At 67.4% G+C, this 20,099-nt stretch carries 15 protein-coding genes; 2 read left to right on the top strand and 13 right to left on the bottom strand.

The window, feature by feature from the left end:
- Nucleotides 1-120: 120 nt before the first annotated feature.
- From atpA to ABE505_RS15285, 6 genes are all read right to left on the bottom strand, one after another.
- Nucleotides 121-1,671 (bottom strand): F0F1 ATP synthase subunit alpha, encoded by a 1,551-nt coding sequence (atpA, locus tag ABE505_RS15310; protein WP_346445396.1) that lies wholly within the window; start codon nt 1,669-1,671, stop codon nt 121-123.
- Nucleotides 1,672-1,813: 142 nt separating this feature from the next.
- Nucleotides 1,814-2,335 carry a F0F1 ATP synthase subunit delta gene (locus tag ABE505_RS15305; protein WP_346445395.1) on the bottom strand — a complete coding sequence of 174 codons (522 nt, stop codon included), beginning with the start codon at nt 2,333-2,335 and terminating at the stop codon, nt 1,814-1,816.
- Between the two features lie 10 nt (nt 2,336-2,345).
- Nucleotides 2,346-2,816 carry a F0F1 ATP synthase subunit B gene (locus ABE505_RS15300; RefSeq protein WP_346445394.1) on the bottom strand — a complete coding sequence of 157 codons (471 nt, stop codon included), beginning with the start codon at nt 2,814-2,816 and terminating at the stop codon, nt 2,346-2,348.
- 107 nt (nt 2,817-2,923) lie between these two features.
- Complete coding sequence (atpE, locus tag ABE505_RS15295; protein WP_183427994.1) at nt 2,924-3,214, bottom strand: F0F1 ATP synthase subunit C; 291 nt, start codon at nt 3,212-3,214, stop codon at nt 2,924-2,926.
- 84 nt (nt 3,215-3,298) lie between these two features.
- Nucleotides 3,299-4,096: a F0F1 ATP synthase subunit A gene (gene atpB / locus ABE505_RS15290; RefSeq protein WP_183427995.1), complete on the bottom strand. Its 798-nt coding sequence runs from the start codon at nt 4,094-4,096 to the stop codon at nt 3,299-3,301.
- Nucleotides 4,097-4,139: 43 nt separating this feature from the next.
- Nucleotides 4,140-4,517, bottom strand: coding sequence for a hypothetical protein (locus ABE505_RS15285; RefSeq protein ID WP_346445393.1), 378 nt, complete (start codon nt 4,515-4,517; stop codon nt 4,140-4,142).
- Nucleotides 4,518-5,159: 642 nt separating this feature from the next.
- Here ABE505_RS15285 and ABE505_RS15280 point away from each other — a divergent pair.
- Entirely contained in the window at nt 5,160-6,080 is a 921-nt protein-coding gene (locus ABE505_RS15280; RefSeq protein ID WP_346445392.1) for a hypothetical protein, read from the top strand.
- A 77-nt stretch (nt 6,081-6,157) separates the two neighbouring features.
- Here ABE505_RS15280 and ABE505_RS15275 read toward each other — a convergent pair whose 3' ends face one another.
- The 7 genes from ABE505_RS15275 to ABE505_RS15245 all read right to left on the bottom strand — a co-directional run bounded on the left by ABE505_RS15275 (nt 6,158) and on the right by ABE505_RS15245 (nt 18,935).
- A complete protein-coding gene (locus tag ABE505_RS15275; RefSeq protein WP_346445391.1) occupies nt 6,158-7,687 on the bottom strand; it encodes a tryptophan halogenase family protein in 1,530 nt (509 codons plus the stop codon).
- 20 nt (nt 7,688-7,707) lie between these two features.
- Nucleotides 7,708-8,721 carry a cupin-like domain-containing protein gene (locus ABE505_RS15270; protein ID WP_346445390.1) on the bottom strand — a complete coding sequence of 338 codons (1,014 nt, stop codon included), beginning with the start codon at nt 8,719-8,721 and terminating at the stop codon, nt 7,708-7,710.
- A gap of 5 nt (nt 8,722-8,726) precedes the next feature.
- Nucleotides 8,727-9,482: a SapC family protein gene (locus tag ABE505_RS15265; protein WP_346445389.1), complete on the bottom strand. Its 756-nt coding sequence runs from the start codon at nt 9,480-9,482 to the stop codon at nt 8,727-8,729.
- A 129-nt stretch (nt 9,483-9,611) separates the two neighbouring features.
- Nucleotides 9,612-12,755, bottom strand: coding sequence for a TonB-dependent receptor (locus tag ABE505_RS15260; RefSeq protein WP_346445388.1), 3,144 nt, complete (start codon nt 12,753-12,755; stop codon nt 9,612-9,614).
- Between the two features lie 750 nt (nt 12,756-13,505).
- Nucleotides 13,506-15,350: a dihydrolipoyl dehydrogenase gene (lpdA, locus tag ABE505_RS15255; protein WP_346445387.1), complete on the bottom strand. Its 1,845-nt coding sequence runs from the start codon at nt 15,348-15,350 to the stop codon at nt 13,506-13,508.
- Nucleotides 15,350-16,966 (bottom strand): GNAT family N-acetyltransferase, encoded by a 1,617-nt coding sequence (locus tag ABE505_RS15250; RefSeq protein ID WP_346445386.1) that lies wholly within the window; start codon nt 16,964-16,966, stop codon nt 15,350-15,352. The genes lpdA and ABE505_RS15250 overlap by 1 nt, the downstream gene beginning before the upstream one ends.
- 163 nt (nt 16,967-17,129) lie before the next feature.
- Nucleotides 17,130-18,935: a dihydrolipoyllysine-residue acetyltransferase gene (locus ABE505_RS15245; RefSeq protein WP_346445385.1), complete on the bottom strand. Its 1,806-nt coding sequence runs from the start codon at nt 18,933-18,935 to the stop codon at nt 17,130-17,132.
- Between the two features lie 401 nt (nt 18,936-19,336).
- Here ABE505_RS15245 and ABE505_RS15240 point away from each other — a divergent pair, with 401 nt between their 5' ends.
- Nucleotides 19,337-19,981: an OmpW family outer membrane protein gene (locus ABE505_RS15240; RefSeq protein ID WP_346445384.1), complete on the top strand. Its 645-nt coding sequence runs from the start codon at nt 19,337-19,339 to the stop codon at nt 19,979-19,981.
- The last annotated feature ends 118 nt before the right edge of the window (nt 19,982-20,099 follow it).

Here is a 20,099-nt window from a genome sequence, read left to right as displayed (position 1 = left end):
GCTCGCTCCGCTTGCGGCGATTCGTGATCGGGGCGTCGCGATTCGTAGAAGCGAATCGCGTGCCGTCACGCACCTGTTGTTGCTGTTACGCCTCACCCATCACGCATCACCACCGCCGGCTCAGAAGGAGCCGGTGGCCTTGAACTCGCTGATGCCCTTCTTGAACGCCGCCTCGATCTCGTCGTTCCAGCCACCAGAGGCGTTGATCTTCTCGATCAGCGCGCCGTCGGTGTTGTCGAAGTGGGCATGCAGGCCTTCTTCGAACGCCAGGATCTTGGAGACCGGCACATCGTCGAGGTAGCCCTCGTTGACTGCATAGATCGACAGCGCCTGATGGGCGATCGACATCGGCTTGTACTGCTTCTGCTTCATCAGCTCGGTCACGCGCTGGCCGCGCTCGAGCTGCTTGCGGGTCGCCTCGTCGAGGTCGGAGGCGAACTGCGCGAACGCAGCCAACTCACGGTACTGCGCCAGCGAGATGCGGATACCGCCCGAGAGCTTCTTGATGATCTTGGTCTGCGCCGAGCCGCCGACGCGCGAGACCGAGATACCGGCGTTGACCGCCGGGCGAATGCCGGCGTTGAACAGGTCGGTCTCCAGGAAGATCTGGCCGTCGGTGATCGAGATCACGTTGGTCGGCACGAATGCGGAGACGTCGCCGGCCTGGGTCTCGATGATCGGCAGCGCGGTCAGCGAGCCGGTCTGGCCCTTGACCTCGCCATTGGTGAACTTCTCGACGTACTCCTCGGACACGCGCGCGGCGCGCTCGAGCAGACGCGAATGCAGGTAGAACACGTCGCCCGGATACGCTTCGCGGCCCGGCGGACGCTTGAGCAGCAGCGAGATCTGGCGATAGGCCACCGCCTGCTTGGACAGATCGTCATAGACGATCAGCGCGTCCTGGCCGCGGTCCATGAAGTATTCGCCCATCGTGCAGCCCGAGTAGGCGCTGATGTACTGCATCGCGGCCGACTCGGACGCGGTCGCGGCGACCACGATCGTGTGCGCCAGCGCGCCGTTCTCTTCGAGGCGACGCACGATGTTGGCGACGGTCGAGGCCTTCTGGCCGATCGCCACGTACACGCACTTGATGCCGGTGTTCTTCTGGTTGATCACCGCGTCGATCGCCATCGCGGTCTTGCCGGTCTGGCGGTCGCCGATGACCAGCTCGCGCTGGCCGCGGCCGATCGGAATCATCGCGTCGACCGACTTGTAGCCGGTCTGCACCGGCTGGTCGACCGACTTGCGCCAGATCACGCCCGGCGCCACGCGCTCGACCGGCGCGCTGAGCTTGGCATCGATCGGGCCCTTGCCGTCGATCGGCTCGCCGAGCGCATTGACCACGCGACCCAGCAGCTCGGGACCGACCGGCACTTCGAGGATGCGACCGGTGGTCTTGGCCACGTCGCCTTCGCGCAGATGCTCGTAGTCGCCCAGCACCACCGCACCGACCGAATCACGCTCGAGGTTGAGCGCCAGCGCGAAGGTGTCGTTGGGCAGTTCGATCATCTCGCCCTGCATCACGTCGGCCAGGCCGTGCAGACGCACGATACCGTCGGACACGCTGGTGACCGTGCCTTCGTTGCGCGACTCGGCGGACAGCTTGACCTTCTCGATGCGGGACTTGATCAGCTCGCTGATCTCGGAGGGATTGAGGTGCGTGGTAGCCATGTCTGGTTTCCTGGTCGCATGCCGCGACGTGCGGCATTCGGATTTCTGTATGTTCGTGACGGGTGATTCGTGATGGGCGATTGGAAGAGCGGCTCAGCGCCTGCTGTTTCGAATCACGAACGCCCCATCATGCATCACCGCTTCAATGCGCCAGCGCGGACTGCAGGCGCGCCAGCTTGCCCTTCAGCGAGCCGTCGATCACCACGTCGCCCGCCGCGATCACCGCGCCGCCGATCAGTGTGTCGTCGACCGCGGTCTCCACCTGGACCTCGCGACCGAAACGGCGCTTGAGCGCAGCCCGGATCTGCTCGACCTCGGTGTCGGGCAACGCGGTGGCCGAGGTGATCTTGGCCAGCACCACGTGTTCGGCCTCGGCGCGCAGCTGCTCGTAGAGTCCGGCGATCTCGGGCAGCTGCGGCAGCCGGCCGTTCTCGGCCAGCAACGCCAGGAACGAGGCAAACGCCTCGTCCGCGCCCTCGGGAGCGAGCAGCGCGACGGCATCGGCATGCGCCAGCGCCGGATGCCCCAGCACCGGGGCGGCCTGCGGATCGGCGGCGACGCGCGCCGAGAACGCCAGCGCGTCCGACCACGGCGCGAACCGGCCGGCATCGCGCGCAATCGCGAACGCGGCGCGGGCATAGGGACGGGCGATCGTCAGCGTCATCGTGTCGGCCTCAGATCTCGGCAGCGAGTTCGTCGAGCAGCGCCTTGTGGGCGTCGGCGTCGATCTCGCGCTTGAGCAGACGCTCGGCGCCGGTCACCGCCAGCAGCGAGACCTGGCGACGCAGATCCTCGCGGGCCCGCGTGGCCGACGCCTGGAGTTCGGCGTCGAACAGCGCCTTCTGGCGCAGGCCCTCGGTCACCGCCTCCGTCTTGGCGGCATCGACGATCTGGTTGGCGCGCTGGTGCGCCTGCTCGATGATCTCATTGGCCTTCGCACGCGCGGCCTTGAGTTCCTCGTTGGCGGTTTCCTGCGCCTGCGCGAGCGCGCGCTGGCTGTTGTCGGCGGCGGCCAGGCCTTCGGCGATCTTCTTCTGGCGCTCTTCGATGGCATTGAGCAACGGCGGCCAGATCTTGGTCGCGATGAGCCAGATCAGGGCGGCGAACGCAATCGCCTGTGCAATTAGGGTCAGACCGATATTCATGGGCTTGTGGCTGCCTGTCGTGAAGGGCCGGGCATGTGTACATGCCCGCTGTCACCGCCGATGCGGCCGTAGGCCGGCCGCATCGGAAGCGCCTGCGCTCGTCTGGATCAGCCGGCGATCTGGGCGGCGATCGGGCCGACGAACGGCGAAGCGAACGCGAACAGCAGGCCGACGGCGACCGAGATGATGAACGCGGCGTCGATCAGGCCGGCGGTGATGAACATGCGGACCTGCAGCACCGGGATCAGCTCAGGCTGACGCGCGGCCGACTCGAGGAACTTGCCGGCCATGATGGCCAGGCCCAGACCTGCGCCCAGCGCGGCCAGGCCGATCATGATGCCGACGGCCAGAACGGTCGAAGCCTGGATCTGGGCGAACGAGGTCAGTGCGATTTCCATTGTTTTCTCCGGAACGGATTGCTTGTTAAGGGTGGAACTGGGATTGAGACAAAAGGTGGAACGAAACCGGGTGCCGCCCGCCGATCAGTGGCTGTCCTCGGCGAGGCTGAGGTAGACGATCGACAGCATCATGAAGATGAAGGCCTGCAGCGGGATGACCAGCAGGTGGAACAGCATCCAGCCCAGGCCCAGCACGCCGCCGCCGAGCATGCCCAGCAGGCCGGCACCGCCCAGCACCCAGATCAGCAGGAACACGATTTCGCCGCCGAACATGTTGCCGAACAGTCGCATCGCCAGCGAGATCGGCTTGCTCAGCCACTCGACGATGTTGAGGATCAGGTTGAACGGCACCATCCACTTGCCGAACGGCGCGGTCAGAAATTCCTTGGTCAACCCGCCCAGGCCCTTGGACCGCAGCGCAAAGAAGACCGTCAGGAAGAACACGCTGATCGACAGGCCCAGCGTCGCATTGACGTCGGCGGTCGGCACCGGCTTCCAATAATGCACGCCGGCCAGTTCGAGCGGCTTGGCGATGAAGTCTGCCGGAATCATCTTCAGCAGGTTCATCAGCAGGATCCAGAAGAACAGCGTGATCGCGATCGGCGTCACCAGCTTGCTGGTGCCGTGATACGTATCGCGCGCCTGCTTGTCGACGAACTCCAGGCAGATCTCGACGAACGCCTGCCACTTGCCCGGCACACCGGACGTGGCCTTGCGCGTCGCCATCCAGAACATCAGCACCATCAGCCCGCCCATCAGCAGCGCGGTGATCAGCGTGTCCAGGTGCAACGTCCAGAAACCGCCCTCACCGGTCGAAACCGTGAGGTTCTGCAGGTGATGCTGGATGTAGCTGGTTGGGGTCAGTTCCGAATCAGCCGCCATAAGATCGAAGACCTGCCTGTGTTTGAAATTCAGTGCCGAAGTGTCAGGAGCCGGCCGGAGGCCTGGCCATCGCAAGCAACTGCGCGAAGAGCGCGACGATGACCCCGGCGAGCATCGGAACCGGCGGTAAGCCCGCCATCCCTGTGCCCAGCAGCAACACGGCCACCACCACGACCCACTTCAGCGCCATTCCCGCCAGCAGCCGCGCAAGCGCGCCTGCCGAAGGATTGACCCCGCCCCCCAGCGCAATCGCGCTCGACAGCCAGCCGCCGATCGCGATCGCCGCGCCGCCGAGTACGGCCGCCAGCGCCCAGGCGCCATCCTTTGCAAGGAAGGCCAGGGCCGTCACCGCGATCGCCACCGCCTGCCAGACGAGTGCGCGCTGTGCCAGCCGCCGACCGACAGCGACGGATGTCAACACATCAGGATCCTGGGCATCTGAGGGACACGGAACGCGTCGAAACGGCCCCGTCGAGCCGCAAAAGTATAGCAGCGGAGCCATTTGACCCACAACCGGCGAAGGTCCCGTTACCGCGCCGGGCACCGGTACGGGCAAAACGCGCGCCCCATTCATAATTTTCTTCGGTGCAATGCGGAACTTGTGCCCATCGGCAGGGTCCGATCTACCGTGCCCGATCTGCCGTACTTTCCTCGTCGGTCGTGTCCGCAGATCGTCACCCGAGCCCTGGCCCGCCGCCGGGGCTCTTTTTTGGCTCTGCCTCTGCCCCGAAGGGGCAGCGGCCTGCCGCCCGGTCGTCGCTCTTCCCTCGGCAAGGCCGCGACGCGGTCCGACCACGCGAAGCACGCGTGGCGCTCGCGTGGATGCGCGCCACTGCCGCGCAGGCCACCCAGGCTCACCCCGCCTCGACTGGGGCGCTTGCCCGCTTCCGATGCACGAATCGGTCCGGTCCGGCACGGCGCGCCGATCGCCCGTCCACCGCCAGATCCCCCGCCCGGCCGGGACATCAGTGAGTAGGCCATTCGTTATCCGCGCCATCACTTCACGCGAGCAAGACCTTCACTTACCGACCATCGCCTCCTCTCCCACGACTCTGGCACGCCGATGTCCTCGACCCCCTTCCGCTCCCTCGCCCTGGCCGCCCTCCCGGTCGCATTGGTCCTGGCCACGCTCGCGATGCCGGCCCACGCCCAGAGCCGCGACGATCGCTTCGTCCTGCGCCTGAGCGCCTTCAATCCCGAGGCCGAGTTGGGGTTCTCGGGCAACGGCACCGTCACCGACGGCACTGACGAGGCGACGTTCGGTTTCAACGAGAGCTTCGACACCGGCCGCGAGTGGCGTCCGCGCGGCGCGTTCGGCTTCCGCATCAGCGACCGCCAGGCCCTGGTCGGCAATTACTACGACTACCGCCGCGACGAGACCTGGAACTATGGCGGCACCGTGCTCGATACCGGCACGATCGGCGGCAGCGGTGAGCCGATCGACATCCCCGCTGCCCGCATCGACGGCCGCCTGTCCTTCAGCCTCGCCAGCCTCAACTACGAGTACAGCGTGATGAAGAGCGACAGCTTCCAGTGGGGCCTGGGCCTGGGCGTGACCTATGCAGAACTGGAGGCATTCGCCAACGGCGCTTCCGAAGGCACCGACCTGGTCGATCCGCAGTTCGAAACTGTCCGCTGGAAGCGCGACGGTTTTTCGCCGGGCCTGCATACCCGCCTGACCTGGACGCCCGCCGAACGCTGGACCGTCGGCCTGGAAGCCCAGTACCTCGACACCCGCTGGGGCGACTTCCTCGACGAGCGGGGTCACTTCGAACGCGGTGGCCTGATCGTCGAGTACATGGTCAGCGAGCGCTTCGGCATCCACGCCGGCTACGACTGGTTCCGCCTCAAGCTCTCCGATGATTACAAGGGCACCGCGCGCGCGCCCGAGGGCATCGACGCCGGCCCTTACCCCTACGGCGGCAAGCTGACCGGCGACCTGAAGGTGCACGGCCCGATGGCGGGTGTGACCTTCCGCTTCTAAGCCGATCTGCCGGCAACGAGTGGACGACGAAGCCGCGGCCCGAGCCGCGGCTTCGCTCTTTTTTGCGGGCGAGCCGGCTACTGCGCAGCGGACCGCGCACCCCAGATCGCGGCATCCGCCTTGCAGTAGCGATCGATGAAGGCCTGCTGGGAGGGCATCTGCTCGAGTGCGCGTTCGACCGGCTCGCGGAGCGCACGCAGCAGATGACCCAGATCCTCGTCGCGCAGCGCGCGCGCCAGGGGGTGATGCTGCCGGGGCACGATGCCCTGCCCCAGCAGCACATGTGTCCACGAATCGACCCGGAAGAGTTCATCGGCGCCCTGCCAGGCATGGGCGCGCTCGCGCCAGGCCCGCAGGCGGAGCTCCAGCGACGGCGGCAGCGCCATGTCCCGGCACGCCGCCCACATCGGCTCGTCGCGGTGGGTGGCGTGGTAATGCAGGATGATGAAATCCCGCACGTGCTCCATCTCCGCGCGGCTGACCGTGTTGAACAGATCCACCAGCGTCGGCGAGATGCCTTCGAACGGGAACAGCTGGATCAGCCGCATGACGGCACTGATGGTCAAGTGCAAGCTGGTCGATTCCAGGGGTTCGATGAAGCCGCTGGCCAGGCCCAGCGAGACCACGTTGCCGTTCCACGCCTTGCGCCTGCGGCCAGTGCGGAACGGCACCACCCAGGGATCGCGCAGCGGCCGCGCGCCGACATCGCGCAGCAATTTGGCCCGGGCCTGATCGTCGGACATATACCGGCTGGAGAACACCAGGCCGCAGCCGACCCGATGCTGCAGCGGGATGTGCCAGCGCCAGCCCGCCTCGTGTGCGATCGCGCGCGTGTACGGCACTGGCGGACCCACCGGCTCGGTCTGGACCGCGACCGCCCGGTCGCAGGGCAGCCACTGGCTCCAGTCCTCGTACCCGGTCTGCAGGGTCTGCTCGATCAGCAGACCGCGAAAGCCGGTGCAATCGATGAACAGGTCGCCGTCGATCCGCCGCTCGCCATCCAGCACCAGGGCCTCGACATGGCCGCTGATCGCATGGCGCACGACCGTTTCGATCCGGCCCTCGACCCGTACCAGGCCATGGCGCTCGGCCTGCGCGCGCAGGAACTTCGCATAGAGGCCGGCGTCGAGATGATAGGCGTAGTTGACCTGCGGGTCGGTGTCGAGCGAGAACCGGTCGGCGCGCGAGGCGAGCGTCTCCAGGCAGAAGTCGCCCAGCGCCGACGGCATGCCGCGTCGTTGGCTGTCGAGCCAGAAATGATGGAAGGCCGCCGCCCGCGTCCCCTGTCCGGTGACCCCGAACGGGTGGATGTAGCGATCGCCGGGGCGCCGCCAGTGCTCGAACGAAATCGAGAGCTTGAATGTACCGGACACCGCGCGCAGAAACGCCTGCTCGTCGATCTGGACGAAGCGGTGGAAGGTCCGGATCGGCGGCACGGTGGATTCCCCCACGCCCACCGTACCGATCTGTTCCGACTCCACCAGCGTGATGTCCAGCCGATCGCGGAACTGGTGGGCGAGCGCGCACGCGGCCAGCCAGCCCGCCGTGCCGCCGCCGGCGATCACCACCTTGCGTATCCGGCCAGGCGCTGCCTGGTGCTCGTCCATCGCCTCGCCTCCGTGTCCGTTCACCGGTTCAATTGGCCCAGCAGCAGGGCGCGGATGCGTCGCGCCCGGGTCTCGTCGATCGTGCCCAGCACATCGCGCGCCTGCTCGGGGATGTGCTCGCCCGCGCGCGCGCTCGGCCCGAACACGTAGTAGTCGAAGACGTGCCGCCAGGCCGCCTTGTCCCGCTCGGGCAGGTCGCGGATCGCCCACAGCGCGTGGTGGAGCGCCGACACCGGCGATGGCAGGAATGCCGGCGCGTTGCGCCACCAGTAATTGACCAGCACGTTGAACGGCGCGAGGCTGCGCACGTGATGCCACCACATGCCGGGAATGAAGATGGCATCGCCCGGCGCCAGCAGCGCGGTCTGCGCATGGGCCAGCGCCTTGTGAAAGCGCGGATGGCGCGCAGGGTCGGGCCGGTCGAAGTCGACCAGGCTCACGACTTGCCCGCCAGGCGTGGGATCGAGCGGCCCCGGGTAGAGGTTGTCGATCTGCTCGGGCGGGAACACGGTGAACGCCCGTTGCCCCACCGCGCAGACGGCCAGGTTGTCGGGCACGTCGTAATGGCAGGAGGCCACGACCCGGTTGCCGATCCAGATACCCGGCACCGCAGGGACGCCACGGTCGGCCAGGCGCAAGTCGTTCTCCTGGCCGAACCCCGGCAAGGCGCCCGCCACCGGCAGCGAGGCGACGTAGTAGGTCGGCGGCTGGGCGTCGTCGAGATGGGCTGCGATCGCATCCAGGACCTCGCCGAGCCCGCCGCGACGGACCTCGACATTCAGAGCGGTGAAATCCTCGTTGTAGAACGGGCGTCCCTGGATCGCGGGATCGCCAAACGAATAGGTGACCGGCCGGCCGGTGTCGAAGCCGCGCAGATACGCCATGGCCGAGGCGGTGGAGACCTGCCCCGCATGTACCAGTCCCCAGTCGCGCGCCACGCCTTTGAGCAGCACCGGCTGCCCCTCGGACACCAGTGCATCGAGCGGCAGTGCGTCCGCGTCGCGGACCTCGATCGAGCGCATGACCGCCGGCATGGCGCTCAGGCGTCCGGGAGCGGCGTCGCCGCGTCCTGCTCGCGCAGGCGGCGCTGCTTCTCGGCCATCAGCCGACGCACGTTGTGCAGCGAGGCCAGCACCAGGTACGCCCCTTCCAGGTAACCCGCCCGGTTCAACCGCGCCAGCGCCGGTCCGTCCAGCGCTGCCAAGGCCTCGCGGTCGATGCTGTGCAGCCCCCCGACATCCACCCGATGGCGATCGTCCAGGTCCACCGCCAGCGTGACCGGCTGGATCAGCCCCAGGGCATCGAAGGCCGCGAGCATGGCTGCGCCGAACTCGACGCCGTCGCGGATACCGCGCAGCACGCCGGCGACATGATCGAGGTACGGGCTGTTGCCGCCCTGCGGCAGAAACACCGGCTCGCCCTCGTCCGTGCGGACCCGCGGGTGATCGAGATCGACATGGATCACCGGCTCGCGGCGGAGCTCGCCATCGATGCGCTGCTCCTGGAAGCCGATGAGGAACGGCCCCTTCGCCGCGGCACCGGGCAGGTAGGCGGCATTCCAGCGGCCGTCGCGCAGGTACAGGTTTTCCCGTTGTTCGAATCCCAGCAACGCCACCGAGCCCCACTGACCGTCCGAGTCCTTCCGGAAGAAGATCGGGTACTCGCGCTGCAGTTCGGCGTACTCGCTGGGGAACGCCGGCACCATGCCCACGTCGTCGCCGAACTGCGCGCCGAAGCCGGTCGCGACGCGCAAGTCCTTGTGCGCCACGTTGTTGAGCAGTTCGTAACGCGCCATCACCTCTCCGTCGTGCCGGTTTCCCACCTGTGACGCCGGCCATCCACAGCGGCCCCCGCCGCCGGATCGGCCGGTCTACGACCGACGCCGAGTCCAGCGACGGGGCCGGCGGCCCGCGCGCCCCCCTCTCTAGAACTTGTAGCGGACTCCCAGCATGTAGCGCGGACGCTGATCGGCCAGCTTCATGATCTGCTGATCGGTACGCGCGTGCCAACGCACCTCCTCACTGGTCAGGTTGATCGCTTCCAGCCCGAACGACCAGTGCGCATCGAGCGCGTAGTTCACGCTCAGATCCCACTGCTGGTAGGCCTCCACGTAATAGGGATTCCGGCTGGCGCCCTGGTTGGCGAGGATCAGGTACTCATCGCGCCAGTTCCACGCCAGGCGGACCGACCAGCCGTACTTCTCGTACATGAACATGACGTTGGCGGTATCGCTCAGCCCGGTGAGCGAGAACTGGTCGATGCCCGGATCGCCGCCATCGTCGTAGCCCACATCGCCCTGCACGATGGTGTAGTTGGCCAGGATCCCGAACCCGCTGTCGCCGAAGAAGTACTGGCCTCCAAGCTCCCATCCGTGCAGCTTGGACTGGTTCTGGTTGATCGGCCGGTTGACGTTGAACAGGTACAGCGGATCGTCCGGCGTGCCGTACAGGTCGTAGGCGGCCTCGGTCGCCAGCGCCTGGGCACCGGTGCCGTTGAACGCGCCCAGACCCGCGGGATCGTTGCGCAGCAGCGCCAGCGCGGTGAACAGCGAGGTGTCATTGCCCGAGCACGCCGCCGCGTTGGCCGGCCCCACCTGCTCGCGGCACTGCGCGCTCTGCAAGAACGCCAGCGCGGCCTGGGCGTCGGGCCCGGAGGTCGGGTCGGTCAAGCCGTAAAGGGACTCCTGGCTCACGGTATTGCCGACGAAGTTGCTGACCGACTTGTTCCAGTAGGTCAGCGAGACGTAGCTCGATTCGGCGAAGTACCATTCCAGCGCGAAGTCGAGGTTGTCCGACTCCAGCGGCTTGAGCGAAGGATTCTGCGCGTTGCCGCTGGCCCGGCTTGACGGGTCCAGCAGGACCGAGCCGAAGGGCTGCTGCGCGCCGGGGCCTGCATAGAGATTGCCGTAGGGCGCGCGCGCGATGCTCTTGCCGAACGAGGCCCGGCCCTTGAGCTGGTCGGTGAAGTCGATGCTGAAATCCAGGTTCGGCAGGATGTAGCTGTAACTGCTCGACTCGCTGAAGGGTTCGAGTTGATCGGACAGCACGATGCGGAAATCGTTGTTGGATTGCCACTCGATCGCCTCGGGGGTGGCGATGACCGACGTGGAGACGACATCGGTGGTCTCGTAGCGCACACCGATGCGGGTATTGGTGGTGAAGCCGCCCAGTTCGCCGTCCAGCGAGACCTGCATGTAGGCCGAGCGGGTCTTCTCCTCCACCCGGTTGTCCGCCGCATTCTGCGGGCTCACGCCCAGGCCGACGCCGTACTGCCCCCGTGCCCATTGGGCCAGCGCACCGGCATCGCCCCGCCAGGCCGGCCAACTGCTGATGCTGCGCCCGTGGAACAGGCCCACCAGGTCGAGCGGCTGCAGCAGATCCATCAAGCCGCCTGCCACATCCCCATCGACGTTGGCCACGCCCCAGTCGCCCAGCGTCGAATACGCCTCCGCCGCCTGCAGGCGATGGGTCTTCGCGGTGCTGGAATCCACGCCGAACTGGAAGCGGCCCTGATCGAACACCCATTCGCCATCGAGTCGGGCCTGCTCGATCTCGCTGACCTGGGTCTGCGCATTGACGCGCAGCACCTGGGAGCCGATCTCGCCAGCGACAAAGCCGGGATTGACGACCCCGTTGGTTCCGGCGATCGCGTCGGCTGTGGTGGGATACCAGGTCTGGGTGCCGACCGGCAGGCCGTTGTTGAAGACCAACTCCTGCACCCACGAGCCGCCGCAATGGGGCCCGGTTGTGCAGTTGTTGGTGCCCGCCACGCTCATGAAGATCGAGCCGCCACCGGTGAGCGGATCGTTGGGCAGGCTCTCGGTCTTGGAGTTGTGCGCGTCGAAGCTCAGCCGGAAATCACTGTTGACGTCCCAGACCGCGTTGAAGCCCAGCGAGCCCAGCCGATACTTCTGCATGCTGCGCTGTTGCTCGAGGCCGAAATCCTTGGTGCCGGCGATCTCGCGGATGTAGATCGGCGTGGCCACCGCACCGGAGGTGTCGAACTCGACATGGGTGTAGTCGCTGTTCTGCAGCCACATGCCCTGCTCGCCGCGATTTTCGGTGATCTCGTTGGTGGAGTAGGTGTAGTCGAGGGTCAGGGTCAGGCTGTCGGTAGGCGCGAACTGCAGCACCGCCTGACCGTTGATGCGCTCGCGGTCGAACTCGGAAAACGCGTAGCGCAGGTCGTTGGGGCGCGCGTAGAGGTCGCCGACGCCCGGCGCGTTGGTCACCTGCGGATTGCCCGGCATCGTGCCCGTCCACGGCTGGACGTTCCAATAGTTCTCGGTGGCCTGCACCGAGCCGCCCTTGCGCTTCTGGTAGCTGCCGCTCAAGCCCACGCCGAAGGTCCGGTCGGCGTTGGTGTAGCTGAAGATCCCCGACAGTTCGGGGGTCAAGTCGTCGTCGAACAGTTGGCTGCGATCCGATACCGCCTTGGCCCCTGCGCTGGCGACGATGCCCGTGTGGTTGAAGGGCCTGTCGGTGAGGATGTTGATGGTCGCGCCCATGCCGCCGCTCGGCACGTGCGCCTGGCTGGTCTTGTACACCTCGATGCCGCTGATCGATTCGGCCGCCAACTGCGCGAAGTTGAAGGCGCGCGTCCCGCCGTCCACGCCACCGATCGCCACCTGACCGGCGGCGCCGAAGGCGTCCGCGCCGGGCACCTGGCGACCGTTGAGGGTGACCATGTTGAACTGCGGCCCGAAGCCGCGGGCCGTGACCTGCGCGCCTTCGCCGTCACGGCGCTCGATCGAGATGCCGGTGATGCGCTGCAGCGACTCGGCGAGATTGGTGTCGGGGAACTTGCCGATGTCCTCGGCACTGATCACATCGATCACGCCCGCCGCGTCGCGCTTGGTGTCCATCGCCTGGCTGAGACTGTTGCGGATGCCACTGACCACGACCGCATCGAGCGTCGTGGCGTCCTGCGGCTCGGAGGCGGCACGTGTGTCCGCACTCGGATTGGGCGGCGTCGGCGGTTGTTGTGCGAACGCGGGGTTGATGATCAGCACACCCCCCACGAAGGTGAACATTGCCGTCGACTTCAAACGCCTGAACTTCATGCTCATTGACGGGTCCTCAGCATCGGAATGGAAACAACCGCGAGCTGGCGGCTCCCGGCGTACGTCACGATCCGTCTCCGCAGGCAGCGGATCCGGCACTACCGACCTCTGTACCTCGCGTGCGCGCTCGGGCTCGACGAAGCGTCCGTTTCCCACCGCAACGGGCGCCCCAACACGGCAGCACCCGTTTGCTGTGTCGTGCAAACGATCCTGGCGAAACAGCCTTCGTCACCCCGCACCGCATCCAGGCCCCCTGCCTGGCGCACTGCCCCCCAGCTCACCCACGTGTCACGAAAGGCAGCCGACTGATAGCGCTACCATTCGGACGCAGGTGTATAGCGGACGGACGGCGTTGTCACCATGCACTGCAACAAAACGGCGCCGTCGCGTATCGCCCGTTGGCCGCGCGCGGCCGGAACAGTTGCGGGCATGCGAGCGCGACTGCGAGCTTGTTCCTGTCGCGACCGGGCCTGGAGATGCCGGCGCCGATCGCACAGCAATTCAAACATCCCGGCCGGCACTCGTGTCCTGACAGGCGTCTTTCGGTTCCGCGCTTCCACGGCCTGTCGGGCACTTGCCCGCAAGCCGGATCTGCGCGCTGTCCGCACGCATCGCGTCGACGCCGCCACTGGCCCGTGCACGCCGTACACAGGCCCCGCTCCGGCCGCGCGGCACCGTCGATCGATGGCGCCGGCGGCTTGCCCGGTTCATCGGCACGCACGCACCGGCATGCGCGGCATCCGCCGCGCTGGAGGACTACTTGCGCTTGGGCAGGTAGAGATCGGTGATCGTGCCGTCGTAGACCTCGGCGGCCATCGCCACCGATTCGCTGAGCGTGGGATGGGGATGGATCGTGTGGCCGATGTCGGCGACTTCGGCCCCCATTTCGATCGCCAGCGCAGCTTCGGCGATCAGATCGCCGGCATGCACGCCGACGATGCCGGCACCGACGATCCGATGCGTGGCCTCGTCGAACACCAGCTTGGTGAAACCCTCGGTGCGACCCAGGCCGATCGCACGGCCGCTGGCCGCCCACGGGAACTTGCCCACGCCCACCTTGAGCCCCTTGGCCTTGGCTTCGGTCTCGGTGATGCCGACCCAGGCGATCTCCGGGTCGGTGTAGGCCACCGACGGAATCACCCGCGCGACCCATTCCTTCTTTTCGCCCGCCGCGACCTCGGCCGCGAGCTTGCCCTCGTGCGTGGCCTTGTGGGCGAGCATCGGCTGGCCGACCAGATCGCCGATCGCGAAGATGTGCGGCACGTTGGTGCGCATCTGCGCGTCGACCTGGATGAAGCCGCGTTCGCCCACCCGCACGCCGGCCTTGTCGGCGCCGATCTTGGCGCCGTTGGGCGAGCGGCCGACGGCGACCAGCACGCGGTCGTACAGCGTCGTGTCGGGAATGCTCTCGCCATCGAACGCGACGACGATGCCGGTTTTCTCCGGCTTGGCCTCGACGACCTTGGTCTTCAAGTGCACCGATACGCCCTGCTTCTTGAGCCGGTCGGCCAACGGCTTGACCAGATCCTTGTCGGCGCCGGGCATCAGCTGGTCGGCGAGTTCGACCACGGTGACCTGCGCGCCGAGCGCGCGGTACACGGTGGCCATCTCCAGACCGATGATGCCGCCGCCCACGACCAGCAACTGCTTGGGCACCTCGGCCAGCTCCAACGCATCGGTCGAATCCATCACGCGCGGGTCGTCCCAGGGAAAGCCCGGGAGTTTGAGCGCCTGCGAGCCGGCGGCGATGATGCACTGCTCGAATCGCACCAGCGTGGTCTTGCCGTCCTGGGCGACCACCTCGATTTCGTTCGGCGACACGAAGGTGCCGGTGCCGGCGACCACCCGTACCTTGCGCTGCTTGGCCATCCCGGCCAGGCCCTTGGTCAGCTGGCCGACGACCTTGTCCTTGTAGCTGCGCAGCTTGTCGAGCGAGATCTCCGGGGCACCGAACGCCACGCCGTAGTCGCTGGCGTGCTGTGCCTGGTCGATGACGTCGGCCGCGTGCAGCAGGGCCTTCGAGGGGATGCAGCCGACGTTGAGGCAGACACCGCCGAGCGTGTCGTAACGCTCGATCAGCACAGTGTCCAGGTCGAGATCGGCGGCGCGGAACGCGGCGGTATAGCCGCCGGGGCCGGAGCCGAGCACGACGATGCGGCACTCCACGTCAGCCTTGCGGCCCGACGACGGGGCGGCCTTCACCGCGTCTGGCTCGGCCGGCGCGCGATGCGAGCGCGCGACCGGCGGATGGCTGCCAGGTGCCTCGCGCTTGCTGCCGCCCCCGTTCGCGGGGGCGGGCTGGGGTGGCGGCGCCTTGCTGGCAGATCCCGCAGCCGGCTTGGCGTCGCCGTCGGTGTCGCCCTCGGCTTCAATCACCGCAACCACGCTGCCTTCCGACAACGTGTCGCCGACCTTGACCTTCAGCGCCTTGATCACGCCCGCGTGCGAGGACGGCACTTCCATCGTCGCCTTGTCCGATTCCAGCGTGACCAGGCCCTGGTCCTTGGCGACGGTGTCGCCGACGGCGACCAGCACCTCGATCACCGGCACGTCGTCGTAGCCGCCGATGTCGGGGACTGTCACTTCGAGGGTCTTGGCCATCACGCGTTCTCCGGGGGTTGCGTCTGTTCTGGCACCGCCACGCGCGATGCCGGGCGCCGGGCCCAGCTCAGCGTATACAGGTCATGGCGGCGGTCGTTGAGGTTCTGCACGGTGCCGTCGTTGCGCGCAACCGTCAGATCGTTGAGGCGCAGGTCGGCGAACGCCACCTGCTCGACATTGGGCGTGGTGTCGGCGGCGACGCCGTCGCGCGCGAACGGGAAATCGCAGGGTGTGAGGATGCAGCTCTGCGCGTACTGGATATCGAAGTTGTTCACGCCCGGCAGGTTGCCGACGTTGCCCGACAGCACCACGTAGCACTGGTTCTCCACCGCGCGCGCCTGCGAGCAGTAGCGCACCCGCAGGTAGCCTTCGCGGGTGTCGGTGCAGAACGGCACGAACAGGATCATCGCGCCCTGGTCGACCAGGTGCCGGCCAAGCTCGGGGAATTCGCTGTCGTAGCAGATCATCACTCCGATCGGGCCGCAGTCGGTCATGATCGCCTGGGCGCTGTCGCCGCCGCCGATCCCCCACCAGGTGCGCTCGTTGGGCGTGGGGTGCAGCTTGTCGCGGGTATGCAGCGAGCCGTCGCGCAGCGCGACGTAGCAGATGTTGCGCACCTTGCCGTCGTCGTCGTCGCTGGTCCGGGTCGGATGCGAGCCGCCGATGATGTTGATGTTGTGGCGAACCGCCAACTCGCACAGCAGTTGGGCGAAACGCTCGGTGTAACCGGTCAGCGCCAGCAGCGAGTCGACCGGCGACAGCGGCTTGTTCTCCACCGACAGCAGCTGCAGCGTGAACAGCTCGGGGAAGACCACGAAGTCGGCGCGGTAGTCGGCCGCGATGTCGACGAAATACTCGACCTGGGTGGCGAACTCTTCGAACGATGCCACGCGGCGCTGCTGGTACTGCACGGTCGCCACGCGGACCGAATCGGGCAACGGGCGCGCGGTGCCGCGCGGGTCGGCGTCCGGGTCGATCTTGGGATTGCGCCAGACCAGGTGCGCGGCGTAGCCGGCCGATTCGGTGTCCTGCGGCAGGTAGCCGGGCAACACGCCGATCAGCTCGAAGCCGTTGCGCAGCTGGAAGCTCAGCGCGCGGTCGCGGATGCGCCCGGCGCACACGTCGGCGACATACGCGCGCACGTCGCCGCGATAGGTACGGGCGCGGCGCGAAAAGCCCGGCAGCCGTCCGCCGAACACGATGCCTTTGAGCCGCAGCTCCTGGCACAGCCGCTTGCGCAGCTCGTAGAGCCGGCGGCCGATGCGCAACCCGCGATGGTCGGGGTCGACGCAGACCTCCATGCCGTAGAGCCAGTCGCCGGTCGACAGATGCCGCGAGGCATAGCCGCCGCCGGAAATCTCCAGCCAGCGGTGCGGCGCCATCGCGGTGCGCTCGTCGATGCGGAACGTGCCGCAGTAGCCGACCGCAACGCCGTCGTAGAACGCCACGAACACGCCCTGCGGAAACTGTGCGATCTGGCCGTTGAGCATCTCGGCCGTGTAGCCGTTGTCGCGTCCGTAGACGCGCTCGCTCAGTGCGACGATCGCCGGAATATCGGCGATGCCGGCATGGCGCAACGTCAATCGCGCCCGCTCGCGCGTGGACGGATCGCTCATGCCGGCAACCAGTGCTTGCGTTGCACCCGGTCAAGGTCCGTCGCGAGCGCCGCCAAGTGGCGCGTGGCGGCGGGCAGGAAGCGCAGCGTACGTGGGGTACGTGAGCATGCCGAGCACCGCACGCGCGTCGGATGGCAAGCGCAGCAGGACATTGAGCGGGTTCTTACAGCAGCACCCGGCGCATATCGCCGAGCAACTGCGCCAGCGTCGCGGTGAAGCGCGCGGCCGCGGCGCCGTCGATGACCCGGTGATCGTAGGACAGCGACAGCGGCAGGATCAGGCGCGGCTGGAACTGCTTGCCGTCCCAGACCGGCTTGATCGCCGACTTCGACACGCCCAGGATCGCCACTTCCGGCGCGTTGACGATCGGGGTGAAGCTGGTGCCGCCGATGCCGCCCAGCGAACTGATCGAAAAACACCCGCCCTGCATGTCCGCCGGGCCGAGCTTGCCGTCGCGCGCCTTCTTGGCCAGCGCCGACATCTCCTGGGAGATCTCCAGCACACCCTTCTTGTCGGCGTCGCGGATCACCGGCACGACCAGCCCGTTGGGCGTGTCGGCGGCGAAGCCGATATGGAAGTACTTCTTGAGCGTCAGCGTCTCGCCGGCCGCGTCGAGCGAGCTGTTGAAGCGCGGGTACTGCTTGAGCACCGCGACCGAAGCCTTGATCAGGAACGCGAGCATGGTCAGCTTGATGCCGGCCTTCTCATTCTCCTTGTTGAGCTGCACGCGCAGCGCTTCCAGATCGGTGATGTCGGCATCGTCGTGCTGCGTGACGTGCGGGATCATCGCCCAGTTGCGCGCGAGGTTGGCGGCCGAGATCTTCTGGATGCGGCCCAGTTCCTGGACCTCGACCTCGCCGAACTTGGCGAAGTCGACCTTCGGCCACGGCAGCAGGTTCAGGCCGCCGCCGGCCGCGGCCGGTGCACCGGCCTTCGAGGCGCCACCGCCGGCCAGCACGCCCTTGACGAACTGCTGCACGTCCTCGCGCGTGATGCGCCCGGCGCGTGCAGTCCCGCGCACCTGGGCCAGATCGACGCCGAGCTCGCGTGCGAACAGCCGCACCGCGGGGCTGGCGTAGGGCACGTTGCCCGGCAGGATCGCCTCGGCATCGAAACGGACCGGCGGTTGGCCGCTGCCGGCCGGCCGATGGTCCATCGAGGCCTGCGCGATCGGATCGGCCTTGGCCTGCGGCGCGACCGGCTCGACCGCGCTGTCGTCCTTGGACTTGGCGGGCGCGCCGGCCCCGCCCCCACCCGACGCGCTCCGTGCATCGACCTCCCCCGCTCGCGGGGGAGGTGAATCGGCCGCGCGCTCCTGCGCCGTATCGCCCTGGGCCTCGATGACCGCGACCACGCTGCCTTCCGACAGGGTGTCGCCGACCTTGATCTTCAACTCCTTGATCACGCCGGCGACCGCGGCCGGCACTTCCATCGTGGCCTTGTCCGATTCCAGCGTGACCAGGCCCTGGTCCTTGGCCACGGTGTCGCCGACGGCGACCAGCACCTCGATCACCGGCACGTCGTCGTAGCCACCGATGTCGGGCACCTTCGATTCCTGCGTGCCACCGCCGCCGGCCGGCGCCTGGGGCGCTTCTTCACGCGCGGTCCCGCTGGCAGCGGAGGCTGGGGCAGGTGCCGTACCGCCTTTGTCCTGCGCCGTGCCCCCACCCGACGCGCTGCGCGCGTCGACCTCCTCCGCTTGCGGGGGAGATGCATCAGCCGCGTCACCCTGGGCCTCGATGAGCGCGACCACGCTGCCTTCCGACAGGCTGTCGCCGACCTTGACCTTCAGTTCCCGGACCACACCGGCGACGGTCGAGGGCACTTCCATCGTGGCCTTGTCCGATTCCAGCGTGACCAGGCCCTGGTCGACCGACACCGTATCGCCGACGGCGACCAGCACCTCGATCACCGGGACATCGTCATACCCGCCAATGTCGGGAACGCGCGCTTCTTTCAGGTCGGCCATGCGGCCCTCCGGGCATCTCGTGACCCACTATTGTGGCGCCCCGCAGGTCCGGCGCCAACTGCCGTGATGCCGCATCAGGCACCCAAGTCGATCGCGGAACGTTGCGTCGCGTCCATGGCGTTCGTCTGGGGTACAGCCACGGTGGTTGTGGCCCGCGCCCAACGAACCCGCTTGGCAACGGGCCTTGCGATGAACGCGCTGCGCAGATTTCCGAAGCCGGCGTGAAGCGTCAGGAACGCTTCAGATAGCGCAAATCGCCGATTCAGGATGACCCAGACAGCATGGCCGCGCCTTCCCGAAGAGGAGGGTCGCGACAGGACTTCCGGTCCCGACCGCGAGAATCCCGCCGGCGCGTTCGCGCTGCCGGCGCCAAAGGCAACAAGCATAAGGAGAACTCCCCCATGAAGCCGAACGCGTCCATCCTCAACAAGCGCAGCCTCATCCTCGCCACCCTGGCCTCGCTCGCGGTCTCGTCCGCGGCCTTCGCCCAGGACACCGACACCGCGGCCGGCAAGCGTTTCTCGGTCGTCGGCGGCGTCACGCTGCTGCAGCCGACCAACGACAGCGAGCGGAACAACGGGCTGAAGGTCGATGGCGGCCCGGCGCCGACCGCCTCGGTGTCGTACAACTTCACCGACAACATCAGCGCCGAGCTGTGGGGCGCGCTCGATTCGTTCGATCATCGCGTCAAGCAGGACGGCGGCAAGATCGGCACCGTCGAGCAGCAGCCCATCGCGCTGAGCGGCCAGTACCACTTCGGTGACGTCGACAACACCTTCCGTCCGTTCGTCGGTTTGGGCTACCACCAGTCCAACATCAGCAAGGAAGACCTCGGCGGCGGTGGTGACCATGTCAGCCTGACCACGCCCAAGGGCGCGATCGGCACGGTCGGTGTCGATATGAACATCAACTCCACCTGGTTCGCCCGTGCCGATGCGCGCTACCTGCGCAGCCGTGCGGACGTCAAGCAGGCCGGCCAGACGGTGCAGCGCGACCTCAAGCTCGACCCGTGGACCGTGGGTGTGGGTATCGGCGCACGCTTCTGATCCTCTCTCTCCCAGAGCGTGCCCAGCGGCCCCGCCTTGTGCGGGGCCGTTTTTTTGCGCCTAGAACCGGGGGGGGAGGGGGAAATAGGGGGGGGCGAAATAACAAAAAAACCCCGGA

This window comes from Luteimonas sp. TWI382, from assembly GCF_039674545.1.
GTDB lineage: Bacteria > Pseudomonadota > Gammaproteobacteria > Xanthomonadales > Xanthomonadaceae > Luteimonas.
This window is presented reverse-complemented; position numbering and strand designations above follow the sequence as displayed.